This window comes from Helicobacter cinaedi PAGU611 (genome assembly GCF_000284635.1).
Taxonomy (GTDB): Bacteria; Campylobacterota; Campylobacteria; order Campylobacterales; family Helicobacteraceae; genus Helicobacter_C; species Helicobacter_C cinaedi.
Map to the genome: position 1 here is coordinate 359,213 of NC_017761.1, position 25,493 is coordinate 384,705.

The following is a 25,493-nucleotide window of genomic DNA, read 5'->3' on the forward strand; positions in this document are numbered from 1 at the left end:
AGTCTAGTTTCTAGCTTGAATACACATCTTTTAAGTTGCTTAATTCAATGATTTTGTATTTTTTACTTAAAGATTCTTTCAAAGTCTTTGTATCTTGCGTTTTGCTTTCAAAGCAAATCTCGCAATATGAAGCAAACTGGCGATTAAGCACATCATAATCTACACTTACAATATTGCAATCAAGCTTAGCCAATACACCGCAGATATGAGCCAAAGCCCCTTTTTGATTTTCTAAGGCTATGATGAGTTTATAGGTAATTTTTTGCTCATTTGCCCACTGCACAAACAGCATTTCACTGCCTTGTTCCATTTCATTAATAGCCCTATCACACATTTTATGGTGGATATAGGCTTTTTGTGCGGTTTTAATAGCCAAAATATCATCGCCATACTTTGGGTGACAGCAATAGTCAAATACCACTTCATTGATATTGCGATTAGTATGTAAAATGATATTATCAAAGCTTAGGACTTTAAACTTCAGCATATTAATTTTAATTTTCCCCAAAAAGTTTGCCTCTCGTGCAAAGTTGCCCTTAATGCTGTTTTTTACTTCTTTTAAAAATGTCAAATCACTTGCTGCACGATAAATATGAGAATCTAGCTTGTTTTCTTTAAGATAAGTAAGAATTGTCGCCTTTGAGCTATCAAAGATGGTTTGCAGGATATTTAACGCAATTTTTTTATCAATCTCTTTGAGTTTAGCTTGACACTGGATTCTCATATGATTTTTAGCGCGTGATGTTTTCACCGCATCAATCCAAGTGCAACGCGGAGAGATCTTTTCATTCTCTTCTGCGACTAGGATTCTCACAATGTCGCCATTTTTAAGTGGCTGAAGCAAGGAAGCCTTTTGATGATTGATATAGGCTTGTTTGGCTTTGTCGCCTATATCACTATGCACCGCATAGGCAAAATCAAGTGCCACTGCCCCAACAGGCAAGTTATAAATATCTCCAGCAGGGGAGAATACCACCATATCTTCTTTATACAAGTCGTTTTTTGCTAACTCATAAAACTCTTCAATCGTGTCATTTTGGTATTGTAAATTATTGAGCCATTCTAAGTTTGGCTCTCGCCCACCGCTTTTATATTTCCAATGTGCGGCTACACCATATTGAGCGGATTTGTGCATATCAAATGTGCGAATCTGTACTTCATAGATACTTGCCCCTTCAAAAATAGTCGTATGAATGGTTTGGTAGCCATTTTCTTTTGGGATAGCAATATAGTCTTTTAAACGCGACACTACTGGCTTTAGCTGCAAATGTAAAAGCCCCAGCACCTTGTAGCACTCCAAGCTTGTAGGCACGATAATCCGCACCGCGAGTAAATCTAAAATCTCATCAATACTCACGCCCTTGCGTTGCATTTTTAGAAAAATTGAATAATACCTTTTCACACGACTTTCAATCACAAAGTCTCTTTCAGCAAAGCCATTTTGCAATAAAATCGTAGAAACTTTTTGTGTAAATTCATTGAGTCGCAAAGCAATAGATTGATTATTATCTTGGATATACTGCTCTATGCTTTGGTATTCTTGCGGGAAGATATAAAAAAAGCTTTTATCTTCTAGCTCACTTTTGAGTGAAGAGATTCCAAGTCGGTGGGCGATTGGGGCATATACCATAAGCGTTTCTTCTGCTATGCGTTTTTGCTTTTTTGGGGGCAGGGCATCAAGGGTTAGCATATTGTGCATTCTATCACTTATTTTTATGACTAAGGCACGAATATCTTTGATAGAAGCTAGTAGCATTTTGCGAAAGCTTAGTGCCGAGGCGGCAAGCTTTTCATTCATATTTGAGCTTAGCTCCTCATTGCGAATCTCCACAATCTTTGTGAGTGCATCGACTAAATGTCCAACATCCCAGTCAAACTCCCTGCGTATGTCTTCAAGGGAATAGAGTGTGTCTTCTACCACATCGTGGAGCAATGCCGCACACAACATTGTCTCATCGCCTCCATAAAAAGCCACAATACACGCTACACACAGCGGATGAACAACATAAGGCTCACCGCTTTTTCGGAGCTGTCCTTGATGAGCGTTAATAGCCAAATCTATGGCTTTTTGCACCTTTGGTGTGATGGTAGTGAGATTATTAAGCTTACTAAGTGCAGATTCTGTATCTTTAATCTGTGTGAGTTGGGCAAAAAAGTCCAAAATTACTTCCTATTCTTTATCCTCAATGGAAGTAAATTCTATCTTGCCTTCAGCAATTTCACGCATAGCAATATCAGGGAGCTTGTGTAATTTCACATCCATATCTACAAGGGGTTCTGCACCATTGCCTAATTCTTTCACGCGTTCAAAAATGAGATTAGCTAGTAAGTATCTGTCATCTTGTAGTCTTTTTAACGCCTTTGCGGCGATTTGCTCTGTTCGTAATGCTTCCATTGTGTTCCTTATATTTGGGATTTAAAATTGCGGATTGTATCCTTTTTTTATTTTAACTTTGCTTTTATTTGACAATTGAGCATACACCCTTATCAAATTTCAATAAATCAAGCAGATTCCCTCTTTTAAACATATTGCACACAAGAATGGGCAGCTTATTGTCTTTAGCAAGAGCAATAGCCGTATCGTCCATTACTTTGATATGATCTCGCAATGCCTCATCATAGCTAATGGATTCTAACATCACCGCATCATCAAATTTATGCGGGTCTTTATCATACACGCCATCAACTTTTGTCGCCTTAATGATGACATCAGCCCCAATCTCTACTGCTCTTAAAGTCGCTGCACTATCAGTTGTAAAGAAAGGATTGCCCGTCCCTGCACCAAAGACAACCACACGCCCTTTTTCTAAATGCCTAATAGCTCGGCGGTAGATGTAGCTCTCACACACTTCTTTAATCTCCAAAGCACTTTGCACCCGCACATCTACACCCAAATGCTCCAAAGCTTCCTGCATTGCCACAGCATTTATCACGGTAGCAAGCATACCCATATAGTCCCCACTCGTGCGGCGGATAATGCCCCCTTGTGCGGCAGACACACCGCGGATAATATTGCCACCACCGATAACAATGCCTACTTCAATGCCATTATCCACAAGGCTTTTTATCTCACCTGCGATATATTCTAGAATCTTCACATCAATCCCAAATCCGCTATTACCCGATAATGCCTCACCTGAAAATTTTACTAATACGCGTTTATAGTCCATAGCTAATCCTTTGATTTTGAGTTTGCCATACTACTATAAAAGCTTAAACTATTCTATAATCACTCCCTTACAAACGCCACAAATGATGAGCTTTGCAAATATGAAAGATTCTAAATTTTATGCGGTAAGATGTCTTGAATCCAAATTTAAGATTCTACAACGCCATACGAATGCAGTCATAGAGCATATCCATATTTTGCTCTGGGACAAACTCCACGCCCATAAATTTACCCTTAGAGATGATTTCACTTTTGGGTAGCTCTTGGACTATCACGACAAAGGCGACTTTTGCATTGGCAGTTGGCATTTCTTTATAAGTTTTAATGAATCCTAATGCACTGGCATTGCCGATTTTCTCATCAATAACAATAATATCTTGCGGATTTTGAGCAAGTGTTTTAAGGGCGTTAATGGGGTCATTATCCATAGTGATAAGCAAACTAGAATCTATTTTTTCAATCACTTGGCGGTATTTAAGGATATTTACCATTGTTTCACGCACGATTAAAAGCTTTTTGCGGTTGGTGTTTTCTAGGTAATGCAATAAATCAAAAAGCTCTTTTGATTTGGGTGAGAGCTTACTCTTATCAAGCCCACGCAGAAAGTAACGCAAAAATGTCTTTGAGCTAAAGCTCCCTTCAATGCGAGAGTTTCTAAAAAAATGTTTAATAACTTGGCTGTATTTTGCCCTGCTCCAAAGTGTTGTGTCAAAATCGTATGCTTTTGTATCAAGCAGAGCGATAAAACGCGTTTTAATATCATCTGTCATTGGTGTATAAACGGCACTAAAAGCCTCAAAATGATCATCTCTAAACCGCTTGAGCCTAGCTGTCTCACTCACAAGGGCATCTTTTTGATTCCCTATGAAATTGAGTAAATCCACATACCGCTTCCGCATTTGCTTGACTTCTTTTTCAATCTCAGCATACTCTTTACTGCCTTTATCATCGCGTTTGCCTAGAGTTTTTTCCCCTGCTGCGAGTGTGCCACTTAGGGCGTTGGTTTGGGCTTGTGCGTTGGCAAGCGAGCTTTGAATCTTATCAATGTGCGTGATTGTTTTATTATATTCTGTTTGTCTGGCGAGAAAAATCATCTCAAAGGCGTAGTTGAGTGCATATTGTGTCTTTTTGTGATAGCTAAGATATTCTTTTGAGAGATGAAGCACTTCTTGTTTAAGCTTTTTAAGCACATCATTTTCAATATTTGCATCCATCGCACATAAGTCATTATATGCAGTGAGTAAAAACCGCCGCATACGGATAAAATCAAGTTTTAAATGCCCCTCCACAAAATCACTATATCCGCTTAGAATCTCATTTTCCCTAGCAAAATATTCTTCAATACACACACGAGCAGATTTTGTTACAGGAATTTCATCTGGGTCAATGGGCTTGGGCTTTATATGGATTTTTGTAACTAATTTCATCTCAACGACAAATTCTACTTCAACGCCCTTTTTCAGCTCACTTATCTCATCTTCCCAAACATCAAAAGGAAAGTCAAAAACGCGTTTATTAAGGTCTTGTTCTACTTGAGCGTTTTGTGCTTGTGAATCTACATTAATGATTTTTCCATACAGCATCGCATTCCCTTTAAAATTGTAGCAAGGTTGTATTATACCTTGCTTCCTTTAAAATAATGCAAAATTACACTCAAAGATTCTAATCCCTACTATTTTTTATATCTTTTGGATTTTTTTGTAGAGAGATTCTAGCTCGTTAGGCGTGATTTTAATGCTTTGTGTCTTTGCCCACGCATAAATGGCTTTAAGCTCATCGGTATTATCTGTTTGAGTAGTGCTATTATGCGTAAAAAGTGGCGGCAGAATCCGCAGTGGCGATTTGCTTTGAATCTTTGCCCTTAGCACAACAAGGCTAGATTCTCTATCTTGTAAAGAATGCACAAAGCGGAGTGTATCTACATTAAACCCGCAGATTCTAAGTTCATAAAATAGCGTTTGCAGCTCCCTTGCATCATAGCATAGGCATAAGCTCCCATTTGGCTTTATCACACGCTTGATATGTGCAAGCAGGGCAGGAAAGGGCAGGAAGCTTTGATGTCGTGCCATATTTTTACGCATATTTGTGCCTTGTAACGCCCCCTTGGCATAAAAGGGTGGATTGCTGATGACAAAATCAAACTTGATGTCGGTGTGAAAATCTAAGAAATCCACACAATGCACTTGAGAATGTATTTTGGATTCAAACTGCCTTGTGTTCAAACTCGCACATTGTGCCATTAGCGTATCTTTTTCTACAAGGTGGAGATTGATATGTGGATTCTTATGTGGCGTGGCTTTATTTAGAATCTCCCTAGCACAGAGCATTCCTAGAATCCCACTTCCAGCCCCCACATCTAAGAGTGAGATTCTAGATTTGAGAAAAGCCCTAGCAAAGTGGCTCAAGATAAGGCTATCGGTGTTATAGCAGTAGCCATTGTGGAGCTGGTATATCTCTAGTGCAGCCATAGAGCCAAATCCTTGCCTAGATTCATTGTGTGGTAAAGCTCAAAGTCCATTGCGTTGCTTTTTTGTGTAAAATTTAAATCCACACAAAAAAACGCCTTATGCACTAAAAGCATATCAATATATTTTCTTAACGCACCAAGCAGATTTAGCCCCCCTTCAATCACAACAAAGCCTTTTAAACTCTCAATCTCTTCTGCATTGCGGAAAGTATGGAATCTTGGATTATTTTCATGCTTGGAAAATAAGCAGAGTTTGGGTTGTTTATGCTTATCATAAGGGGGCAGGGCATATCTGGCATTAAGCGTTGGGTTATCACTTCTAAGTGTTGCTCCGGATATACAGAGATAATCACACACACTGCGTTGATTATGCGTAAAAATGCGTGAAGATTCAGCAGATATTTGCCCATTTACATAGCTCCCATCAAGTCGCATAGCAATTTTAAACAGCACAAATCGCCCCTTTTCTCGCAGAATCTCAAAGGGCAAAAGCAGTTTTTGTGCTTCATTTTGAATCTGGCTTAGGCTTGTGTGTATCCCCGCTTCTTGTAAAGTTTGCATTCCGCCTGAAGCAAGGGAGTGAGAATCTTTTGTGCCAATAACGACTTTAGCAAAGCCTAGTTCTTTTATGAGATTGGCACAGGGGGGCGTTTTGCCATAGTGATTGCAAGGCTCTAGGCTCACATAAAGGGAGTGGTTTTTAAAAATGCCATTGTGGTTGTGTAAAAGGAAGTTGTGGAGTTCAAGGCTAGATTCTAGATTTAAAATCTTAGAATCTTGCGTGAGTGTGAAATAGGCTTGTTTGATGGCGATGACTTCAGCGTGGGGGCTACCAGCTAGGCTATGCACCCCACGAGACAAAATCTCGCCATTTTCACGCGTGATGATAGCACCTACACTTGGATTTGGCAGGGCTAGAGTTTGGGCTTCCCACGCTATATCACAACAATGCTTGATAAGCAAATCATCACTAGAATTCAAAAATAACCTTTGCTTTTTTGATAGATGAAAAAGGAATATTTATCTTTTCTTTATCCACAAGTAAGGCAATTTCCGTGTCATTAACATTTTCTAAGATTCCTTGCAAACTGCTTTTGTCTATGAGTTTAAGGCTTATCATTTCGCCAAGTGAAAAGGCGTAATGCTGGGGCTTTTTTAGGATTCTATCCAACCCCGGAGAGCTAACTTCTAAATGATAATTATCCATATTGATATGTTCCACATCAAGTAATGGGGAGAGTAGCTCACTTAGAATCTGGCAGTCCTGCAAGCTCACTGCATTGCTATCTTTTGAGCTAAGATTCTGCATAGGAGCTTTTTTTGTAATGCTTATGCGTAAGATGTGGCGTTCATCTTCTTTTAAAAAATCAATGTCATAAATATAGAGTGAAAGAGAAGCGGCGAGTCGCTCTATTTTTTGAGTGGTTTGAGCTGAAAGCATATTATTCCTTTTTTTGTTTATTCTTTTGGGGTGCGTTTCTCACGCTCTAGTTGTGCGAAAATTGAATCTAGATTGTTCGCAGAATGCAGCGTATCATCAAACTTAAAAATCAAGTTTGGGCTACGAAACCACTGCGTAGAGTTTAGGATATATTCTTTTAAGATTCCTTGAGCTTTTTTGAGTTGCTCTAAAATGGTTTTGCGTTCATTTGGCGAAATATCTGTGCCTTCAATATACACTTCTGCACTCTGCTTACCCTTAGAGCATTTTACCCCTGTGATTATAAGGGTATTAATCTGCGGGTCTTGGAGCTGGGATAGGGCAAGGCTTAGCACCTCTTGGAGTAAAGATTCTGTGCGTTGTTGTTTAATATTCATTTGGGACTTCCATTTCTCTTAACTGATAAAAGTTTTGGCGATAGGCTGCAAAAGCTCCTTGCAAAATCGCTTCTCTTGCTTCACGCACGAGATTCAAATAATAGTGGAGATTATGCAATGAAGCAAGGCGATGATAGGTAATTTCTTGGGAGCGGAAGAGATGACAAAGATAGGCTCTTGTGTAGTTTTGGCAAGTGTAGCAGGAGCATTTTTCATCAATAGGCGAAGTGTCATTAGCAAAACTCGCCCCCTTAATGTTAATCTTACCAAAATGCGTAAAAAGCGTGGCATTCCTAGCATTCCTTGTAGGCATTACACAATCAAACATATCCACCCCACGATAAATCGCCTCTATAATGTTTTCTGGTGTGCCAACCCCCATAAGATAACGCGGCTTAGATTCTGGCATAAAGGGTATGGTGTGGGATATGGTGCTATACATCTCTTCACTACTTTCCCCAACAGCTAGTCCGCCGATAGCAAAGCCATCAAACTCACCTAGATTTACAAGTGAAGTGGCTGATATTTCACGGAATTTTGGGCTAGTGCCACCTTGGATAATGGCAAAAAGATTGTTTGTTGTCGCTTTACCTTGAGATTTTTTCATCTCGTGGTATTCTAGGGAGGCTTTTGCCCACTCTGTTGTGCGTTTGATAGAATCTAAGATTCTTGTCTCACTTGCTGGAAGCCCTACTAAGTCATCAAGCACCATCATAATATCGCTATTTAACGCATATTGAATATCTAACACAAAAGAGGGGGAAAAGAAATGCTTAGAGCCATCAATATGGGATTTAAACTCTACGCCATTTTCATTAAGCTTGACATTTTGATTTAAGCTAAAGGCTTGGAATCCACCGCTATCGCTTAAGTAGCTGCCATTAAAGTTAGCAAATGTATGAATCCCACCAAATGCTTTTAATCGCTCTATCCCCACACGCAAATACATATGATAGGTGTTTGCAAGGATAATTTTGGCATTAAGATTCTGTGCTAAATCAAGACTATCAAGGGCTTTGACACAGCCTTGCGTACCAACAGGCATAAAAATAGGCGTTTGCACGATAGAGTGAGCAAGAGTGAGTGTGAGTGCTCTTGCCTTGCCATCTTTGGCTTCTATATTCACTTGCATTATTTTTTAGAATCTCGTGCGTGTTCTACGGCAGTGTGAGCGGCTTTGATAAACGCTCCACGCACACCTAGCTCTTCTAAAATGGCTAGTCCCCTGATAGTCGTCCCACCCGGACTTGAAATGGCGTATTTTAACTCATTAGGGCTTTTTGTAGCTAACTCTGTGGCAAAGCCTAGAAAAGTTTGCTTGACTAACTCTTGGCTTTGAGCGTGGGTTAGCCCTTCTAAGATTCCCGCATCTATAAGCGATTCAGCAATGAGAGCAAGGAAAGCAATGCTACTGCCACTTGTGGCGATGCTAGATTCTATTAACGCTTCATTATCCACACTTACAGCTTTGCCAAAAGATTCTAAAAATGCAAGGATTTCTGCATTAATTTTTGAATCTGCTTGTTGTGTATAGGACTTGTGATAAAAGGCAGTGGCGGAGTTTTTACTAAAAGCGGCGATATTTGGCATAAGTCGCACGATATGGCAAGATTGAAGCCACTTTTCCAAGGTCTCAATACCAACCCCGGCTAGCACACTATACACATATTGAGCCTTGCCTTGAAAAATAAAGCTATCTAGCCCCTTTGGCTTGGTGCAAAGCAGAACAACGCTATCTTGTATATCAAGCACGGGCTTAGAATCTAGATATTGTGGCGTATAGACTTGAGCTTCTATGCCACATTGAGCGATACAATCTTTGGCTTTTTGTAAATCTCTGCCGGTAAGAAAGACATTAAAATGTGAGGCGATGAAGTCATTATGCGTAAGAATGGCTTTTGCCATATTGCCATAGCCTATAACAAGAAGTGTTTGTTTCATCTGTAACCTTTGCGTATTTTGTGGCTTTTGTGTATGATCGCTTGTTTTGGAATATAGAATCTAAATTTAGTTTTTTCTTACAGGAGCGGCACTTTCGCCTTTTTGTGCTTCCTCTTTATTATAATACTGCCCGATCGATTCACTTAAGCTATACATTGGATATTGCGTGCTATCAAGGACAACTTGTGCCATTGTGAGATTATCAAAGTTAAAAATAAGGGGTGCTAGAAAGTTTATGGTGGAACTTTCAATAGGCTTTTGAATCACCATAATATTGGCAACAGCGATATTTTTGGCATTATTTAAATCAAGCAGAATCTTAATGTTTGAAGGCACATCAAATTCGTATTCTCGTAGCAAAAAAGGATTCACAAGTGTAAAGTGAGGCACTTCATATTCAGCATTATAGAGCTTCATAAATAGCTCATCAATTTTTTCAAGTTTCATTTTTGTTACATTTTCAAACCCTAGAATCGGCGATTTGACTTCAAAAATCATCATTTTCTCCAAGAAATTTAGGCTATATCCACGATAGAAGCACGGATTATAACACAAATTATGTAGTTTTTATACTAAATAGTGGAATCTAAAGTGTATAATACATTTTTATTTTCAAAGTTTAAAGGTTTTTAATGAGAATCTACGCGTTTATGTGTCTTTTGTTTGCAAATTTGATATTTTTTGGCTGTGCAAAAAAAGAAGTAGAGTATAACAAGCCCGCGTCATATTGGTATGAATCCATCATCAAAGAGATTAATTTTGGCAACTTAGAGGGGGCAGATGGCTATTTTTCATCTCTGCAAAGTGAGCATATTAACTCTCCGCTTGTGCCAGAAGCTATGCTGATTCTAGGAGAAGCTCATATGGAAAAAGATGAATATCTTTTAGCTGCATTTTATTTTGATGAATATCTTAAACGCTACACTTCATTGGCAAATCAAGACTATGTGCGGTATTTGAAGATTCTAACAAATTTCTATGGCTTTAAAAATTATAGCAAGGACCAAGAATTTATCGCTCAAAGCATAAAAGAAGCACAAAACTTTTTACAAAGCTATCCAAATAGTCGCTATACGCCTTATGTGGAATACATATACATTAAGTTTCAATTAGGGCAGATTGAGCTATATAAGGCAATCGCCAATGTGTATGATAAGCAAGATAAAGATGAAGCAAAAGATAAGTATCTCTCACGGATTAATGAAGAGCTGCTGACAAGATTCAAGCCAAAGCCATCGCATATCCCTTGGTATGTTAAACTTTTTAATTGGTAAAAATGTAAAAATACAGGAGAAAAAATGAATAATATAGAAAATGATTTTCCCATAGTAATGCCCCTTGTGATAGAAGATGAGCTTTTTATTTATCCTTTTATGATTGCTCCACTTTTTATCAGTGATGAGAGTAACATTGAAGCCGCTGATAAGGCTATCAAGGGCAATAACCTTATTTTTATAAGCTCCACACGAAGTGATGATAATCAAGCCTTTTATGATGTGGGCGTGATAGGCTCTATTATGCGTAAGGTAGCCCTGCCTGATGGGCGTGTAAAACTGCTTTTTAAAGGGCTGTATCGTGGCAAGATTCTAAAAGTGATAAAATCAAGCAAAGAGCCGCTAAGCGTTGAGGTAGATAGGATTTACTATAAGGAGTATGATGAGATAAAAATGAACGCACTCTTAGAAGTTTTGCGTGAAAAGTTGCGACATTTAGCCAATCTTGATGGGCATTTTCCGCCAGATTTGCTAAAAAGCATTGAAGAAAACTCCGAGCCAAACCGCATTGTAGATCTCATCGCTTCAGCTATGCGACTATCTAAAAATCAAGCCTATACACTCTTTGCTAAAGATGATGTAGAAGAGCGGATTTTGGGGCTTATTGATTATATTATTGAAGAAACACAGGCTCAAAAACTCCAAAAAGAAATAAAGAACAAAGTCCATAACAAAATGGAGCAAGTCAATAAGGAATATTTCCTTAAAGAGCAGTTAAAGCAGATTCAAAAAGAGCTAGGCACGGATAATACGCGTGATGAGGAGATAGAGCAGTATTTACAAAAGCTTAATGCCCTAAAGCCTTTTATGGGTGAAAATGCCTATAAAGAGGTGCATAAGCAGATTAAGCGACTCTCTCGTATGCACCAAGATAGTGGCGATGCGAATATTTTGCAAAATTATGTTGAATGGGTGCTTGAGATTCCTTTTGGCACTTATGCTAAGCAAAAGCTTTCTATCCAAAAAGTAGCCAAACAGCTAGATATTGATCATTATTCCCTTGAAGAGCCAAAGGAACGCATTGTTGAGTATTTTGCGGTAAAAGAATTGATTGCCAAAAGAGAATCTACTCAAGCCAAAGAGACAAAAAATAGCAAACAAAAAGACGAGAAAAGCGAGAAAGGCACGATTTTATGCTTTTATGGACCACCCGGAGTTGGGAAAACAAGCCTTGCAAATTCCATTGCCAAAGCGATTAAAAGAAAGCTTGTGCGTATCGCTCTTGGGGGCTTAGAAGATGTCAATGAGCTAAGGGGACATCGCCGAACATATATCGGTGCTATGCCCGGACGCATTATACAAGGGCTTATTGAAGCAAAAGAGATGAATCCACTCATTGTGCTTGATGAGATTGATAAAGTCGGCAGAAGCTATCGTGGCGATCCTACAAGCGTTTTGCTTGAGATTCTAGACCCGGAGCAAAATCACGCTTTTAGGGACTATTACACAAATTTTGATGTGGATTTATCCCAAGCTATTTTCATCGCCACAGCCAATGATATATCCACAATCCCAGCCCCCCTGCGTGATAGAATGGAGTTTATTACTATCTCTTCTTACACGCCACAAGAAAAGTATGAGATTGCAAAAAAATACCTTATCCCTCAAGAGCTTAAAAAACACGGCTTAAGCCAAAATGAGCTAAATATTTCAACCCCAGCACTAAAGCAGGTAATTGAAAAATATACGCGTGAAGCCGGGGTGAGAAGTCTGCGACATAAAATCGCACAAATTATGCGAAAAAGTGCGATTTTAATCCTTAAGGGGAGTGAATCTGTAAGTATCACGCCAAAAAACTTAAATGAATTCCTTGATAAAATCGTGTTTGAAATCTCCCCAGCGGATAAGCAACATAGCGTTGGTGTAGTCAATGGACTTGCTTGGACGAGTGTGGGCGGCGATGTGCTAAAGATTGAAGCCATTAAGATTAAGGGCAAGGGGGCATTGACACTTACAGGGAGCCTTGGCGAAGTGATGAAAGAATCTGCCCGTATTGCGCATTCTGTGGTGAAAGTCCTGCTTGATAATAAGGTTTTAAAGCAAAAAAACACCGCAAAGAAAACTAGCTCAAAAACGCCCATTTATCAAAGCTATGATATACATTTACACGTGCCAGAGGGTGCTACGCCAAAAGATGGTCCAAGTGCGGGTATTGCTATGGCGTGTGTGATTGCCTCCATTTTGACAGATTCTAAAATCAATGCAAGTGTGGCGATGACAGGGGAGCTAACATTACAAGGCAAGGTTTTAGCCATTGGCGGCTTGAAAGAAAAGCTTATTGCCGCACACAAGGCTGGAATCCAAAGGGCTATCATTCCGCAAAAAAACTATGAACGCGATTTAAAAGACATTCCCAAAGAGGTGCAGCAAAAGCTAGAGATTATCGGCGTTAGCGATATACAAGAAGTGCTAAAACTCGCCTTGTTGCCTTAAATGAATCTGCCCCAAAAACAAGGATAATGAAGGATTACCGCAAGAAAATGAAAGATACACAATTTTTATTAGGGCTTGGCTTTGGGCTTGTGGGCTGGGTGCTTTTTGGCTTAGGAGTGGTGCTGTTTCCTTTAAGCCTATTTTTTATTATGCGTTCTTCCTATCGTCCGCCATTTTTTGCCCTGCTTGTGATTAATGGTATTACAGGCTTTAGCCTTTCACTCTATTTTGATTCTCAATACATCGCTCAGCACATTCTTTAAAATTTTTAAATTCATATCCAAATGCCACTTTTGTGCCACAAGGTGGGCGTTGTGTTTGAGCCTATCAATATCATCTTTTGTGTGTTTTGTTAGGGCTAAAAAAATATCGCTAGATTCAAAGCCATTAGTGATAATCCCGCATTGATGAGTGCTAAGAAAATGGCTCATATCCTGCAAAGGTGTGCTAAGGATAGCAAGTCTAGCTTGGAGATATTCAAAAAGTTTATTTGGCATACAATGGGCGAGATTAAAGGTTGTTGGCTTAAAAGGAATAAGTCCTATGTCGTATTCAAGGCTTGTTGGGATAATCTCCTTCATCGCCACAGGTTGCAGAATCTGCAGAGATGTGATACTTTTAGCTTGTTGGCTAAAAGATTCTAAAAAACCTTTTTGATTGCTTAAAGCCATTATGTGAAGGCTAAAGGGTGTTTGCTCTAAAAGTCTAGCTAAATCCAAAAGCTCCATACTGCTCCTATCGGGGCTTATAAAGCCGTGATAGAGAATCTTTATCTTTTCTTGCGTAGGGCGGGGTGAAACATCATAAAAAGGCGGCAGGGATAAAAAAGTTTTACAAGGGATATGAAAATCTTTTTTATACCGCTCACATAGCCCATCACTCACGCTAAAAGCAAAATCTACTTCGCTCAAATACGATTCACATAAAAAGCTAAAAAATCGCCCAAGCCCTTGAAGCCATTGCGTATCATTTTCATACTCAAGCGGGTAAAATTCACGCAAATCAATGAGAATCTTGCACTGCGGATTATGGTCTTTATATTCACACGCAAAGGGCAGAAGTGTAATGTCTTCTACAATAAGCAGATTCTGCAGGGGCAGGGAGCTAAGAATCTTAGCGATAGGTTTGCGGTTTGGCGTGAAAATAAGGGGCATAAAATCCCCTTTTTGACAAAGCTTTAAGATAGCGTCATTTTCCTGCTTTGTGCGTTGTTTGCTATTTTTATCTAGTGGGAAGCTAAAAAGTGTGGCTTGTATAGAATCCACAATTGCAAGGCTTTGGCAGTCTTTTGAAATGACATTTAGGTGTAATGTGTGGTGTGAAGTTTTCTGTATTTTGCCTAAGAGTTCTAAAAGCCGACTTGAGCGGGGCTTGGTATTGATATTATGATCGCAAAGCAGAGTGATATTAAGATTCAAGTCTTATTCCTTTGTGTGTAAATAGAATCTCACAAGCCTTTTTTATTCCATTCCTTTATAAACTCATTTTAAAATATTCAAAATACAAAATCTTTCAATAAGTGTCGGATGTGGTAAATGGCAAATAAGGTAAATGGCAAGTGGGTTTGTATAAAGAAAACTTGACTTTTTCATTTTGTTGTGCTATTTTTTCTTTTTTCGATATTTATTTACACAAAGGATTCTACGATGAAAATCGCTCACTCAATCACTGATATTATCGGCAATACGCCCATTTTGAATCTAAAGGAGTTTGCCCCAAATCTTTATGGCAAATGTGAGTTTTTAAACCCTAGCCATTCTGTCAAGGACCGCCCTGCGTATGCGATGATAGATGAGGCAATGAAACAGGGCAAAATCAATAAAGACACGATGATTGTAGAATGCACAAGCGGGAATATGGGGATTTCCCTTGCGATGATTTGTGCAAGTTTTGGGCTTAAAATCACTATCACTATGCCTGAATCTATGAGTGTAGAGCGACGAAAAATGATAAGCTTTTTTGGGGCAAATCTCGTGCTAACTCCAGCAAGTGAAGGTATGAAAGGGGCGTTAGATAAGGCTAAAGAGATTTTAGATTCTACGCCTAATGTCTTTATGCCAAGCCAGTTTGATAATCTTGATAATAAGCAAATGCACAAACGCACTACGGCTTTGGAGATTTATGAGAGTTTTGAAGGGGAGTTGGACTATTTTGTTGCAGGCTTTGGCACAGGTGGGACTATAAGTGGTGTAGGAGAGGTGCTAAAAGAGAAGATTCCACATATTCAAATTATTGGTGTTGAGCCTTCTGCCTCACCGCTATTAAGTCAAGGACAAGCTGGAGCGCATAAGATTCAGGGCATTGGGGCGAATTTTATCCCTAGCATTCTTAATCGTGATGTTATAGATTCTATTGTATGTGTGGAAAATGAAGTGGCGATACAAACGGCTCAAGAGCTGGGCAGAGTTGGCGTTATGGTTGGAATCTCAAGTGGGGCAAATGTGGCTATGGCTAGAAAAATCGCCTTAGAAAATCCAAACAAAAAAGTGCTAACAATGCTCAATGACACAGCCGAGCGGTATCTCTCAACGGATTTGTTTAATACGCTTTAGAGTTTGTGTAGTAGAGATGAGCTAGGCTTTACTCATCGGGTATTACGCGATAGAAAAATGGAATAGTATATTGCGTGTCTTCTTGCAAGTTGTGTTTTTGGCATTGTGCTTTTATACAGGCTTTAGCTTTGTGAAGCACTCTTGTGATATGTGGGGCAAACTCGCTTTTGGGCTTATCAAATGCGAGAGATTGAATCTCGCAAGTATTAGCTTTGAGTATAAAGCTAACTTTTAGGCTTTCTTCTTTGCCAAGTTGCAGGAGTTCTTTAGGATAGGTATTGTGCTTATCTATACATTGTTTTACAGCTTTGTAAAAAGGGGCTAGGCTTGAGTGCGTCTCTATGGCGGCTTTGTGTAAATCTTTTGCTAAGTCTTTAAAGCCTATCAGCAGATACACCAATACAAAGAGCCAAAGCAATGCGCCAATAATGCCATAAAGCAGTGCATATTTTTTCATCATAGAGCCTTTTTTGTTTGGGCGTAGTGGATTCTAGCACAAATTTTTCATAATAGAGCCTATACACTTAGAGGGTTAAAGCATTAAAACTAGAATCTAACATTGCGTTTTCTAAGCTTCTTTGCGAGAAGAGAAATCGCCCATCACACAAATCCAAGCTCCTGCCAATCTATGCTATTTGGCTTTTGTAGAATTGTTAAGTTTTCTCACACACCACTATCCATTCTTCATTCATTGTGTTAGATAAGATTCCAATCTTATTTGTGGGGGAATTTTTAAGTGGCATAGCTTTGTTAGAAATCTTGCGTCTTATGGTAGTCAAATGCTTAAAGCCATTATTGCAAAAAACTTCGGCGATAAACTTATCGGTTGGAAGTTGTATCTTTTTAACTTGACGATTACCTACTACAAAAAAAGTTTTAGCCCCGACATTCAAAACATTTATCAACTTTAAAATGCTTCGTTCCAAATCTACATAAAAGCTTGAAACTTCTAAAGCTCTTTTGCTATCAATTTTAGCAATTTCTTTTATATATTCTTGCATTATTCCCCTGTTATAAAGCTCTTTTGACTTTTTGCCGCCTAAAAGCTGCGAGTCAAGTTTCCTTGCATTTTTAACCCCTAAATACTCATTGATAAAAGTGCTAAATTGTCCATAAGCCACTGTCGTTTTAGAATCGCCATAAGGTGGGCTAGTGAGAATGGTGTCAAACTTTTCAGTGGTATTTGTAAAACTTGAGTTTGTAATATTATGCGTAATATTTTTTATTTTATGTTGATAAAAAGATAAATAATCATCAATAAGAGAATCCAGCTTTTCTTTAAAGATTTTATGCGTGTTTGGCTTGTAATTTTCATAATCTTTCATTCTAAAAAGTTTAAATTCATTATTTCTTGTATAGCTTGCTTCTCTTAAAGTTTCACTAAAAGCAAGTAAAAATAAGTTTTTTATATTCCATTCTTTAGTATTGTTTAAATGATGAAAAATAAGGGCTAAATCCACCTGTGCTTGTTTCTCTATCCAAAAATCAATATTTGTAATATTAGCTTTCTTAACTTCTATAATTTTTACCATATTTTCAAGTAACTTAGCCTTTTCTCTTAAGAGACTCTCTCTTTCTATATAGTTAAGTTTAGCTTTTGATATAAGGATTGCTAAAGGATTTAAATCAAAGCCCACAAAATGCTTTATACCATACTCTAAACCACTTATAAAACTACTACCACTTCCACAATATGGGTCTAAAAGAGCTGTTTTCTTTGCCTTAAACTCTTTTAATAATTCATAGCCAATTTGTGGGAGCATAGTCGCTGGATATTTGTGTAAATTAGGATACATTGACGCATAGCTTTGCCCTAAAAAATCATATTTTGGATTATATATAGTTTTTATGGATTCTTGTATTGCTAGGGTCATAATTGCTCCCTTATATAATCAAGCATATAGCTTAAAGGTTTAATAAAATCCCCTGTTTGTATATTTTTCCCTATAAAAGCGCAATCAAAAAATTTAAACATACCCCTATGTTGCGGATTATTGATTTCATTATAAAAATTAACGGTAGCAAAACATACTAAAGGTTGAATAGGTGGGTTATAGCTAATATTGTATTTTTCTTTAATGCTAGATTCTGTATTGGCAATTTCCATTAGAAGCTTCCATTTGTATGTTTGACCAGCCCTTTCTCTTAGAGAAGTTTTAAGAGATAAGATAAGGCAACTTGCTAAATTTTGTTTAGAATCTAGTCGATAAATTACTAAATCTACATCTGGTTTTTGCGTTTCTTCGCCCACTTTTATATAAAACAAGTCTTTAAAATGTGGGATTTGTGATATTTTATTGGTGATAAAAATATCTTTATCAATATTTTTGCTTTCTTTATTTTTTAAAAATACCCAAATAATAAGGTTTGAAAAAGCACTTCCTGCTATGCTCTTTCTTGCTTGACTTATATCTTTAATCTCATTTCTATCAACTCGTTCTTTCAGCAATCTTTCAACTGCATCTTTAGAATTTAGCAAATATCCATAGAGATTGTTAAAAACTTCCTGTAAATTAAGCTTATTATTTTTTAAATCTTTTATTATGGATTCAAGCATAGGCTGCATATAGTATTTGTTTTCTATCTCTTGCAATGTTTTTATTTCAATGTTATTTAGCATTTTTATTCCTTTGTTACTTTAAGCTTTTGCTACCCATTTCTCGTATTTTACCCTTTTACAACTCCGTCTTTAAAACCGCGCCATTTGCGGCGTTGCTTACAAGTAGCGAGTAGCGTTTGAGCCATTTGCTTGTTATCTCTTTTTTAATTGGTTTCCATTTTGCCTTTCTAGATTCTAGAATCTTAGAATCTACCTTTAGCTCCAAGCTCCCACGCGAGACAGAAATCTCTATTTCATCACCATCTTCAATCAGTGCGATAAGCCCCCCTTCAGCAGCCTCCGGGCTTATATGCCCGATACAAGCCCCCCTTGTCGCCCCACTAAATCGCCCATCGGTTATGAGTGCCACGCTTTCGCCTAAGCCCATTCCCATAATAAGACTTGTAGGGCTTAACATCTCTTGCATTCCCGGTCCCCCCTTTGGTCCTTCATAGCGGATAACTACCACGCTTCCAGCCTTTACCTTGCCCCCTGCGATGCCCTTAATCGCTTCATCTTGGGAGTTAAAGCAAATTGCCTTGCCGCTAAATTCTTTCATAGATTCTGCTACTGCTGCGACTTTTAGCACCGCCCCTTGTTTGCACAAATTGCCAAAAAGGATTTTTAATCCGCCAACTTGTGAGTAGGCATTGTCATTATGGCGGATAATTTCGGGGTCTGTGATATTTGCGTTTGCTATTCTCTCTCCCAAAGTTTCGCCTGTGATTGTAAGAGCGTCTAAATGTAAAATAGAATTTACAAAACTAGAATCTTTACTTTCTTTTTCACAAGGGGGAGGGGCTTGAATTTGCAAGTGTGGGTTTGCTTCGCTGCACGAGAAGTCGCTCCCTCTCCCTTGTGTATCCCCCACCCCTACGACGCTTTCAAGGTTGTGCTTCGCACTTTCATTGATTATATTTGTGGCAAAGTTGTGCTTTGCCACTTTGAGCGTTGCTAAATCTACTTGAGATTCTGGGTTTTTAGAATCCACAATTCTAGTATTTGCGGTGTGGCTGTGCAAGTTTTGAGAATTTTGGGGAAGGTTAGCGGACTTGGCGTCCGTGCCTTTCACAAAATTCTCAACCTTGTCGCATTGCATACCCAAAGACGAATTGCCACGCTTAGAGATTTCATTCATCACTGCCGACACCCCCCCCGCTCGGTTAATGTCTTCCATATGCACACTACTTAACGCCGGGGCGATTTTGGCAATATGGGCAACATTTGTGGCAATATTATTGATAGATTCTAGGTTGAAATCCACTTCCGCTTCCTTGGCGATGGCTAACATATGCAAAATCGTATTCGTGCTTCCGCCCATTGCCATATCCACGACAAAGGCATTATGCACGGCTTTTGCATTTAAAATATTGCGGAATCTAAATTTTTCACTTAGGCTAGAATCTAGGGCAATCTCTACAATGCGTCTAGCCCCCTGCCTTAGCAACTCTTCCCTTTCTGGCGTTAAAGCCGGAATCGTGCCATTGCCCGGTAATGCCACGCCCATAGCTTCACAGAGTGTATTCATAGAGTTTGCCGTAAACATTCCACTACAACTCCCTCCGCTAGGACAGGCTTGACACTCTATCTCGTACAGTCTTTTTTCGCTAATCTTGCCGCTTTCATACGCACCTACTGCTTCAAATGCTGAGTTTAAATCGAGTATTGTGCCATCTTCCAAACGACCCGCTTTCATAGGACCGCCACTCACAAAGATTGTGGGCACATTCACACGCAACGCTCCCATAAGCATTCCGGGCACGATTTTATCGCAGTTTGGCAGGCAAATCATCGCATCTAATGCGTGGGCGTTCATCACAGATTCTATGCAATCAGCAATCAGCTCTCGGCTAGGCAGGGAATAGAGCATACCGCTATGTCCCATAGCGATACCATCATCTACGCCGATAGTGTTAAACTCAAAAGGCACACCACCAGCCTTGCGTATCTCATCTTTTACAATTTCAGCGTATTTGTTTAGGAAAAAATGTCCCGGAATGATGTCAATATAGCTATTTGCTACGCCGATAAAGGGCTTATTAAAATCTTCATCTTTTAGCCCCGTAGCCCTTAGCAAACTTCTGTGTGGGGCGCGATTATGTCCCTTTTTTACAATATCACTTCGCATAGAATCTCCTTAATTAATCTCTGCGACATTGTAGCATTAAAGCGTGATTTTTTGCTGATTCTGTGAAAATGGATAATGCGAATTTGTTGATGCAAATAGCACAAAGACGCATTTTTAGGAGCAAGTCAATGAAGATAATATTGTTTCTATGTTTGTTTGTAAATCTTTATGCTGAAGTTGTGAGCTTAGTAGTAATGAAACTAATGAGCTGACAGAACAAAAGAATAAAGGGTAGGATAGTGCATTGTGAATGGGTGTAAATCATTTTGCTTTGCTTGATTGTATGGATTCTGTAATTATTTAAAGCGGTTTGATTGAATCTAAATACATATACCCCCTATATGTATATTTACAAATATGTGGAATAATGCCTAAAAATTGATACCACGATATGAATAAAAAAGGCATTGCAAATGGATCAAATGGATAGACAAATAAAAATGACACAGCACACAGGACAGACTCAAGCATTTTTAGCAGATGATGAATATTTAACACAGGATAGCACTTTAGCAAACCCTACATATAAAGACTATACGCTTTCAATCTCTGGGCTTGATTGCCCAAGCTGTGCTTCACGCATAGAAGATTCCCTAAACGCCCTGCCACAAGTGAGTAAAGCAAATGTTGATTTTAGCACCAACACACTCTATCTCTCAACAAGTGATTTAAATCTTGCTATATCTACAATTCACACCATTGAGCCACAGGCTAGGCTCACTTCGCCCCAAGATTCTACATTTGTAATTTCCACGCAAACGCCACAAGCACAAAGGGGCTTTATATTTTTAGAATCTGCATTTATTCTCACACTTATAGGGATTTTTGGCTTATGTATGGGGGCGTTGCACTTGACAACTTTTGGGGAGCAGAATGCCCCCTATGTATATGGAGTTTTAGCTCTTTTATATCTCACCGCTGGTAAGCCTATTTTTTTAAATACGCTGAGTAATCTTAAAAACAAAGTCATTTTTGATGAAAATTTTCTTATGCTTTTTGCCACGATTGCGGCATTTTGCTTAGGCGAGATAAGTGAAGCGGTGGCGGTTATGCTGTTCTTTCGCTTAGGAGAATTTTTAGAATCAAGGGCAGTGCAGAAGTCTAAAGATTCTATAAAAGCCCTTTTGCAAGTCATTCCCACAATCGCACATAAAAAAACAATAAATGCGGAAAATGGCGAGATTTTAACCGATTTACACCCAAGTGAGCTAAAAGTGGGGGATTGTATAGTGGTGAGAGTGGGGGAAAAGATACCAACTGATGGTGTGGTGTTGCAGGGGAAAAGCTACCTTGATATGCGTTCAATTAATGGCGAGAGTGTGCCAATTAGCGTGGATTCTGGGCAAAATGTCATTGCCGGGGCGATAAATACAAGTGCGGTTTTAGAAGTGCGTGTGGAAAGGGTGTTTGAAGATTCTCACATTGCTAAGATTGCTAAACTCACACAAGAAGCAAGTGCCAATAAGGCAAAAACGCAAAAAGCCATTACAAGCTTTGCTAGAATCTACACGCCCATTATCTTTGCCTTAGCCTTGCTGATTGCTTTTGTGCCTCCGCTTGTGCTTGGGGGTGATTCTACCTTATGGCACGAGTGGATCTATCGTGCGTTGGTGGTGCTGATGATAAGTTGTCCGTGTGCGTTAGTCATCGCCGTGCCTTTGGGGTATTTTGCCTCTATTGGTTATGCAAGTAAGCTAGGCGTTTTGTTTAAAGGCTCAATCCATTTAGAATCTTTATCGCAAGTGAAAAATATGATTTTTGATAAGACGGGGACTTTGACTTTGGGGAATTTTGAGGTATTAGAAGTTGTGCCAAATGGGGAGTATGATAAGGATTTTCTTATCTCTTTGGCTGTATGTGCGGAAAGTCAATCCACTCACCCCATCGCTCAAAGTATTGTAAAACTTGCTCAAACACAAAACAATGCGTGGCGTATAGAATCTTATGAAGAGTTAAGCGGGAGGGGTGTGATTGTGCGTTGTGAAAAGGGGGAGATTCTAGCTGGGAATGAAAGGCTAATGAAAGAAAAGGGTATTCAATTTACTCCGCAAGACATAGGGCTTACAATGGTGCATATCGCGTATAATGGCGTGTATGTGGGGTATATAAGCGTTGGCGATAGGCTTAAAAATGATAGTGTGGAATCTATACAAGCCCTTAGGCGATATGGTGTGGAGCATTTTGCGATTTTGAGCGGGGATAGTCAAATGCAGGTGGATAGAGTGGCAAAGGAGCTTAATATTCCCTATGCGTATGGGAATCTTTTGCCACAGGAAAAAGCACAAAAGCTCGTGGAGCTTATGGGGTGTTGGAGTGGAAAAACTGCCTTTGTAGGCGATGGGATAAATGATTCTATCGTGCTAAGGCGGAGCGATGTGGGCGTGAGTATTAACACGGGCGAGGGTGGGAATGATATAAGCAAAGAGAGTGCGGATATTATTTTGCAGCAAAATTCCTTGCAGAGCTTGGTGAGTGCTTTGAAAATCGCTCAACACACACGCAAAATTACTTGGCAGAATATCAGCTTTGCCCTTGTGAGTAAGCTTTTTTTGATTGTGCTAGGGGTTGTGGGTGTGGCGAATATGTGGCTAGCTGTCTTTGGCGATGTGGGCGTAGCACTTCTAGCCTTGCTGAATGCTAAACGCCCCATAGATATAAATAAGAGAAACTAACTCTTACTGCTGTTTGCGTCTAAAATATAGTCCGCTCCAGCACAAAGCGGATATATCTCTGTGAAAAGGTATGTTTGAGCCATCAAATGGGTCTTTCCACTCATCATATAATTCATAGCCCAGATCGTTGAAGAATCCGATAAATTCATCACGATTAAAAATATAAAGTGGTGTGTAGAATTGATTGAGTGCGTTTTGAAGTGTTACATAGGTTGGGGTTTTATCTTGTAAGGGTAGGCGTGTGAGTAGTATATGTTCTATCCCCCCCCCCCGTTAAATATTCTCTTAATGTTGTATAAACATTTTCCAGATAGAATAATGCACCTGATGAAAGAAAAATATTGCAATTTTGCTCTTGTGGGGTTAGAGACATAATCTTTTCATCTAGCTTTGATATAAAGTGTAGATTCTTAGCTCCTAGCTCTGCTGTAATGGCTCTGCCAAGCTTAACATTGTGCTCTAGCTCACATACACGCCATAGTGGCTTGTGATGAGTGTGGCTTACATAGGCAAAATAATGCCGTCCTTCCCCGCCACCAAAGTCGCATATATTAGGTGTGATACCATTTTTGATTTGTGAAGAGATAATTCTATCAAGCCAAAAGAATACGGGATATTCTGTATCCACCATAGGTGTAGGTTTTGAGTAGAACTTGATAAATGCTTGAGTACCTTGAGATTTTACATCATTGTAGCCTAAGCCCCTTTTTTTGCTATGTTTTGGTATAGCTTTTGTGGCAGATTTAAAGCCATCATACACACCACGAAACGCAATAAAAGCATAAGGAAAATATATGTAGCGATATATATCCTTAACAAAATTGAGTATGTTCCTAATTATACTCATAGAAAACTCCTTGTGTTTAAATTTTGCAACATAAAGTTGCTTGGTGGATTATAACACAAAGGTAATTGTTTTCTAGTGTAAGATTCTAACAACTATAAGTCGTTAAAAACTCAAATGGGTGGGGGCGGGCTTCCCAAGGCCAGATTTCAGTTTCAAATTTATAAGCTTTGTAGGTTTGGATAAACTCTTCGCTAAATACGCCGCCCTCCTTGAGATATGCTCTATCAACAAGCATTTCTTCAATGGCGTGGCGAAGTGTGTGAGGTAACTGCTTAATGCCTTTTTCTCTAATCTCATCTAATGTTAGTTCAAAAAGATTTATCTCCATTGGCTCACCGGGTTCAATTTTATTTTTAATCCCATCAATCCCTGCGAGCAGCAAACTTGCAAAGGCAAGATAAGGATTTGCCGAGCTATCAGGGAATCTAAACTCCATTCTTTTAGCTTTCTCACCGCTGTTGTAAGGGATTCTAATACTTGCAGAGCGATTTTGTGCAGAATAAGTCAAAATGCTAGGTGCTTCAAAGCCCGGGATTAGGCGTTTGTATGAGTTTGTGCTAGGATTTGTAAAAGCAGCTAACGCCCTTGCGTGTTTAAGCACACCGCCTAGAAAATGCAATGCCATATCACTTAAACCTTGATAAGAATCTCCAGCAAAGAGATTTTTGCCATCTTTCCAAATGCTGATATGCACGTGCATTCCGCTGCCATTATCGCCATACAAAGGTTTTGGCATAAAGGTTGCAGTTTTGCCATTTAAATGTGCTACCATTTTGACAACATATTTAAGCTTTTGCACATTATCAGCCGCTTCTAACATATCACCAAATTTTACGCCAATCTCCCCTTGCCCCTGTGCCACTTCGTGATGCACGACAAAGGTTTCTAGCCCCACTTGATTTAGCACCTTTACCATTTCTGCACGCAAATCCACCATCGTATCAACAGGAGCTACGGGAAAGTAGCCACCCTTAGTCCCGGGGCGATGTCCCATATTCACACCACCTTCAAACTCTCTAGCACGATTCCACTCGCCCTCTTCAGAATCTATCTCATAGTATTGGCAATTCACCGCATCTTTTATCTTAATAGAATCAAAGACGAAAAACTCATTCTCTGGTCCATAATACGCCACATCGCCGATTCCACTCTCTTGTAAAAATTTCATCGCCCTTTTTACAATGCTTCTAGGGCATTTTTCATACGGCTCATTTTTATAAATGTCCCAAATATCGCAAAACACCACCACCGTTGTATCCGCAGTAAAAGGATCGATAAAATATCGCACCGGATCGGGTATAAGAATCATATCCGATTTATCCACACTCTGCCACGCAGGGATTGAGCTACCATCAAAAGGCACACCTTCAAAGCTTCCTTCATCAATCGCATTTCGTGAAAAGCTCACGTGATGCCACACGCCCTTAATATCGCTAAACCTAAAGTCTATAAACTCCACTTCATTTTCATCGCAGAATCTAAAAAACTCCGCCACTTTTGTCTTATCTACGCTTACTCTACTCATTTTTGCTCCCTTTATCAAAATGTGCGGATTATAGCACAAGTAAGTAAAATGACTTTGTGCTACTTTCT

General features: G+C 39.1%; 23 protein-coding genes and 1 pseudogene. 5 read left to right on the forward strand and 19 right to left on the reverse strand.

Going from position 1 to position 25,493, the window contains the following annotated elements; all coding sequences use genetic code 11:
- Positions 1–10: 10 nt before the first annotated feature.
- From HCN_RS01795 to fliW, 11 genes are all read right to left on the reverse strand, one after another.
- Positions 11–2,161, reverse strand: a complete 2,151-nt coding sequence (locus HCN_RS01795) for a RelA/SpoT family protein (RefSeq protein ID WP_014666377.1) — start codon at positions 2,159–2,161, stop codon at positions 11–13.
- A gap of 9 nt (positions 2,162–2,170) precedes the next feature.
- Entirely contained in the window at positions 2,171–2,395 is a 225-nt protein-coding gene (locus HCN_RS01800) for a DNA-directed RNA polymerase subunit omega (RefSeq protein WP_002957154.1), read from the reverse strand.
- A 64-nt stretch (positions 2,396–2,459) separates the two neighbouring features.
- The gene (pyrH, locus tag HCN_RS01805; RefSeq protein ID WP_002957153.1) at positions 2,460–3,170 is read right to left on the reverse strand and encodes a UMP kinase; all 711 of its coding nucleotides are present in this window, start codon (positions 3,168–3,170) and stop codon (positions 2,460–2,462) included.
- A 154-nt stretch (positions 3,171–3,324) separates the two neighbouring features.
- Positions 3,325–4,752 carry a hypothetical protein gene (locus tag HCN_RS01810; RefSeq protein WP_002957152.1) on the reverse strand — a complete coding sequence of 476 codons (1,428 nt, stop codon included), beginning with the start codon at positions 4,750–4,752 and terminating at the stop codon, positions 3,325–3,327.
- A gap of 96 nt (positions 4,753–4,848) precedes the next feature.
- On the reverse strand, positions 4,849–5,637 hold the full coding sequence (locus tag HCN_RS01815; protein WP_014666378.1) for a tRNA1(Val) (adenine(37)-N6)-methyltransferase: 789 nt from the start codon (positions 5,635–5,637) through the stop codon (positions 4,849–4,851).
- Positions 5,625–6,617: a bifunctional diaminohydroxyphosphoribosylaminopyrimidine deaminase/5-amino-6-(5-phosphoribosylamino)uracil reductase RibD gene (gene ribD, locus HCN_RS01820; protein ID WP_002957150.1), complete on the reverse strand. Its 993-nt coding sequence runs from the start codon at positions 6,615–6,617 to the stop codon at positions 5,625–5,627. Before ribD ends, HCN_RS01815 begins: the two co-directional genes overlap by 13 nt.
- Positions 6,607–7,077: a ribosome maturation factor RimP gene (locus HCN_RS01825; protein WP_002957149.1), complete on the reverse strand. Its 471-nt coding sequence runs from the start codon at positions 7,075–7,077 to the stop codon at positions 6,607–6,609. Before HCN_RS01825 ends, ribD begins: the two co-directional genes overlap by 11 nt.
- 17 nt (positions 7,078–7,094) lie before the next feature.
- The gene (rbfA, locus tag HCN_RS01830; RefSeq protein ID WP_002957148.1) at positions 7,095–7,454 is read right to left on the reverse strand and encodes a 30S ribosome-binding factor RbfA; all 360 of its coding nucleotides are present in this window, start codon (positions 7,452–7,454) and stop codon (positions 7,095–7,097) included.
- Positions 7,444–8,586, reverse strand: coding sequence for a tRNA guanosine(34) transglycosylase Tgt (tgt, locus tag HCN_RS01835; protein ID WP_014666379.1), 1,143 nt, complete (start codon positions 8,584–8,586; stop codon positions 7,444–7,446). Before tgt ends, rbfA begins: the two co-directional genes overlap by 11 nt.
- Positions 8,586–9,395: a pyrroline-5-carboxylate reductase gene (locus HCN_RS01840; protein WP_014666380.1), complete on the reverse strand. Its 810-nt coding sequence runs from the start codon at positions 9,393–9,395 to the stop codon at positions 8,586–8,588. Before HCN_RS01840 ends, tgt begins: the two co-directional genes overlap by 1 nt.
- A 66-nt stretch (positions 9,396–9,461) precedes the next feature.
- Positions 9,462–9,893 carry a flagellar assembly protein FliW gene (gene fliW / locus HCN_RS01845; RefSeq protein ID WP_014666381.1) on the reverse strand — a complete coding sequence of 144 codons (432 nt, stop codon included), beginning with the start codon at positions 9,891–9,893 and terminating at the stop codon, positions 9,462–9,464.
- A gap of 134 nt (positions 9,894–10,027) precedes the next feature.
- Here fliW and HCN_RS01850 point away from each other — a divergent pair, with 134 nt between their 5' ends.
- Genes HCN_RS01850 through HCN_RS01860 form a run of 3 tightly spaced genes read left to right on the forward strand, consistent with a single transcriptional unit; the run spans position 10,028 to position 13,365 of the window.
- Positions 10,028–10,669: an outer membrane protein assembly factor BamD gene (locus HCN_RS01850; RefSeq protein WP_002957144.1), complete on the forward strand. Its 642-nt coding sequence runs from the start codon at positions 10,028–10,030 to the stop codon at positions 10,667–10,669.
- 24 nt (positions 10,670–10,693) lie between these two features.
- Positions 10,694–13,102 (forward strand): endopeptidase La, encoded by a 2,409-nt coding sequence (lon, locus tag HCN_RS01855; protein ID WP_014666383.1) that lies wholly within the window; start codon positions 10,694–10,696, stop codon positions 13,100–13,102.
- A gap of 47 nt (positions 13,103–13,149) precedes the next feature.
- Positions 13,150–13,365, forward strand: coding sequence for a hypothetical protein (locus HCN_RS01860; RefSeq protein WP_014666384.1), 216 nt, complete (start codon positions 13,150–13,152; stop codon positions 13,363–13,365).
- On the opposite strand, the gene HCN_RS01865 is transcribed toward HCN_RS01860, so the two are convergent.
- Complete coding sequence (locus tag HCN_RS01865) at positions 13,321–14,520, reverse strand: glycosyltransferase family protein (RefSeq protein WP_002957141.1); 1,200 nt, start codon at positions 14,518–14,520, stop codon at positions 13,321–13,323. The genes HCN_RS01860 and HCN_RS01865 overlap by 45 nt on opposite strands.
- A gap of 228 nt (positions 14,521–14,748) precedes the next feature.
- Between HCN_RS01865 and cysK the strand changes: the two genes are divergently transcribed.
- Positions 14,749–15,654, forward strand: coding sequence for a cysteine synthase A (cysK, locus tag HCN_RS01870; RefSeq protein WP_002957140.1), 906 nt, complete (start codon positions 14,749–14,751; stop codon positions 15,652–15,654).
- 28 nt (positions 15,655–15,682) lie between these two features.
- Here cysK and HCN_RS01875 read toward each other — a convergent pair whose 3' ends face one another.
- The 5 genes and pseudogenes from HCN_RS01875 to ilvD form a co-directional block, all read right to left on the reverse strand.
- Positions 15,683–16,111, reverse strand: a complete 429-nt coding sequence (locus HCN_RS01875; RefSeq protein ID WP_014666385.1) for a hypothetical protein — start codon at positions 16,109–16,111, stop codon at positions 15,683–15,685.
- Positions 16,112–16,178: 67 nt separating this feature from the next.
- Positions 16,179–16,296 (reverse strand): annotated as a pseudogene (locus HCN_RS11185) (class I SAM-dependent methyltransferase); the annotation flags it as partial.
- Between the two features lie 11 nt (positions 16,297–16,307).
- Positions 16,308–17,528, reverse strand: coding sequence for a TRM11 family methyltransferase (locus HCN_RS01880; RefSeq protein ID WP_002957138.1), 1,221 nt, complete (start codon positions 17,526–17,528; stop codon positions 16,308–16,310).
- Entirely contained in the window at positions 17,525–18,274 is a 750-nt protein-coding gene (locus HCN_RS01885) for a BsaWI family type II restriction enzyme (RefSeq protein ID WP_002957137.1), read from the reverse strand. Before HCN_RS01885 ends, HCN_RS01880 begins: the two co-directional genes overlap by 4 nt.
- Before the next feature lie 55 nt (positions 18,275–18,329).
- Positions 18,330–20,381: a dihydroxy-acid dehydratase gene (ilvD, locus tag HCN_RS01890; protein WP_014666386.1), complete on the reverse strand. Its 2,052-nt coding sequence runs from the start codon at positions 20,379–20,381 to the stop codon at positions 18,330–18,332.
- A 422-nt stretch (positions 20,382–20,803) separates the two neighbouring features.
- Here ilvD and HCN_RS01895 point away from each other — a divergent pair, with 422 nt between their 5' ends.
- Entirely contained in the window at positions 20,804–23,053 is a 2,250-nt protein-coding gene (locus HCN_RS01895) for a heavy metal translocating P-type ATPase (RefSeq protein WP_231900491.1), read from the forward strand.
- 220 nt (positions 23,054–23,273) lie between these two features.
- Here the strand turns inward: HCN_RS01895 and HCN_RS01900 are convergent, their stop codons facing one another.
- Both HCN_RS01900 and glnA read right to left on the reverse strand, forming a co-directional pair.
- Positions 23,274–23,900, reverse strand: coding sequence for a class I SAM-dependent methyltransferase (locus HCN_RS01900; RefSeq protein WP_014666388.1), 627 nt, complete (start codon positions 23,898–23,900; stop codon positions 23,274–23,276).
- Between the two features lie 85 nt (positions 23,901–23,985).
- Positions 23,986–25,425, reverse strand: a complete 1,440-nt coding sequence (glnA, locus tag HCN_RS01905; RefSeq protein ID WP_014666389.1) for a type I glutamate--ammonia ligase — start codon at positions 25,423–25,425, stop codon at positions 23,986–23,988.
- Positions 25,426–25,493: the final 68 nt, after the last annotated feature.

Excerpts from the sequence above, each read along its gene's own strand:
- HCN_RS01810 (WP_002957152.1), bottom strand. The coding sequence starts at position 4,752 with ATGCTGTATGGAAAAATCATTAATGTAGATTCACAAGCACAAAACGCT.
- HCN_RS01885 (WP_002957137.1), bottom strand. The coding sequence starts at position 18,274 with ATGCTAAATAACATTGAAATAAAAACATTGCAAGAGATAGAAAACAAA.
- HCN_RS01800 (WP_002957154.1), bottom strand. The coding sequence starts at position 2,395 with ATGGAAGCATTACGAACAGAGCAAATCGCCGCAAAGGCGTTAAAAAGA.
- tgt (WP_014666379.1), bottom strand. The coding sequence starts at position 8,586 with ATGCAAGTGAATATAGAAGCCAAAGATGGCAAGGCAAGAGCACTCACA.
- ilvD (WP_014666386.1), bottom strand. The coding sequence starts at position 20,381 with ATGCGAAGTGATATTGTAAAAAAGGGACATAATCGCGCCCCACACAGA.
- HCN_RS01860 (WP_014666384.1), top strand. The coding sequence starts at position 13,150 with ATGAAAGATACACAATTTTTATTAGGGCTTGGCTTTGGGCTTGTGGGC.
- rbfA (WP_002957148.1), bottom strand. The coding sequence starts at position 7,454 with ATGAATATTAAACAACAACGCACAGAATCTTTACTCCAAGAGGTGCTA.
- HCN_RS01840 (WP_014666380.1), bottom strand. The coding sequence starts at position 9,395 with ATGAAACAAACACTTCTTGTTATAGGCTATGGCAATATGGCAAAAGCC.
- HCN_RS01825 (WP_002957149.1), bottom strand. The coding sequence starts at position 7,077 with ATGCTTTCAGCTCAAACCACTCAAAAAATAGAGCGACTCGCCGCTTCT.
- HCN_RS01880 (WP_002957138.1), bottom strand. The coding sequence starts at position 17,528 with ATGACCCTAGCAATACAAGAATCCATAAAAACTATATATAATCCAAAA.
- fliW (WP_014666381.1), bottom strand. The coding sequence starts at position 9,893 with ATGATTTTTGAAGTCAAATCGCCGATTCTAGGGTTTGAAAATGTAACA.
- HCN_RS01875 (WP_014666385.1), bottom strand. The coding sequence starts at position 16,111 with ATGAAAAAATATGCACTGCTTTATGGCATTATTGGCGCATTGCTTTGG.
- HCN_RS01850 (WP_002957144.1), top strand. The coding sequence starts at position 10,028 with ATGAGAATCTACGCGTTTATGTGTCTTTTGTTTGCAAATTTGATATTT.
- HCN_RS01815 (WP_014666378.1), bottom strand. The coding sequence starts at position 5,637 with ATGGCTGCACTAGAGATATACCAGCTCCACAATGGCTACTGCTATAAC.
- HCN_RS01895 (WP_231900491.1), top strand. The coding sequence starts at position 20,804 with ATGGATAGACAAATAAAAATGACACAGCACACAGGACAGACTCAAGCA.
- pyrH (WP_002957153.1), bottom strand. The coding sequence starts at position 3,170 with ATGGACTATAAACGCGTATTAGTAAAATTTTCAGGTGAGGCATTATCG.
- cysK (WP_002957140.1), top strand. The coding sequence starts at position 14,749 with ATGAAAATCGCTCACTCAATCACTGATATTATCGGCAATACGCCCATT.
- HCN_RS01900 (WP_014666388.1), bottom strand. The coding sequence starts at position 23,900 with ATGAGTATAATTAGGAACATACTCAATTTTGTTAAGGATATATATCGC.
- lon (WP_014666383.1), top strand. The coding sequence starts at position 10,694 with ATGAATAATATAGAAAATGATTTTCCCATAGTAATGCCCCTTGTGATA.
- glnA (WP_014666389.1), bottom strand. The coding sequence starts at position 25,425 with ATGAGTAGAGTAAGCGTAGATAAGACAAAAGTGGCGGAGTTTTTTAGA.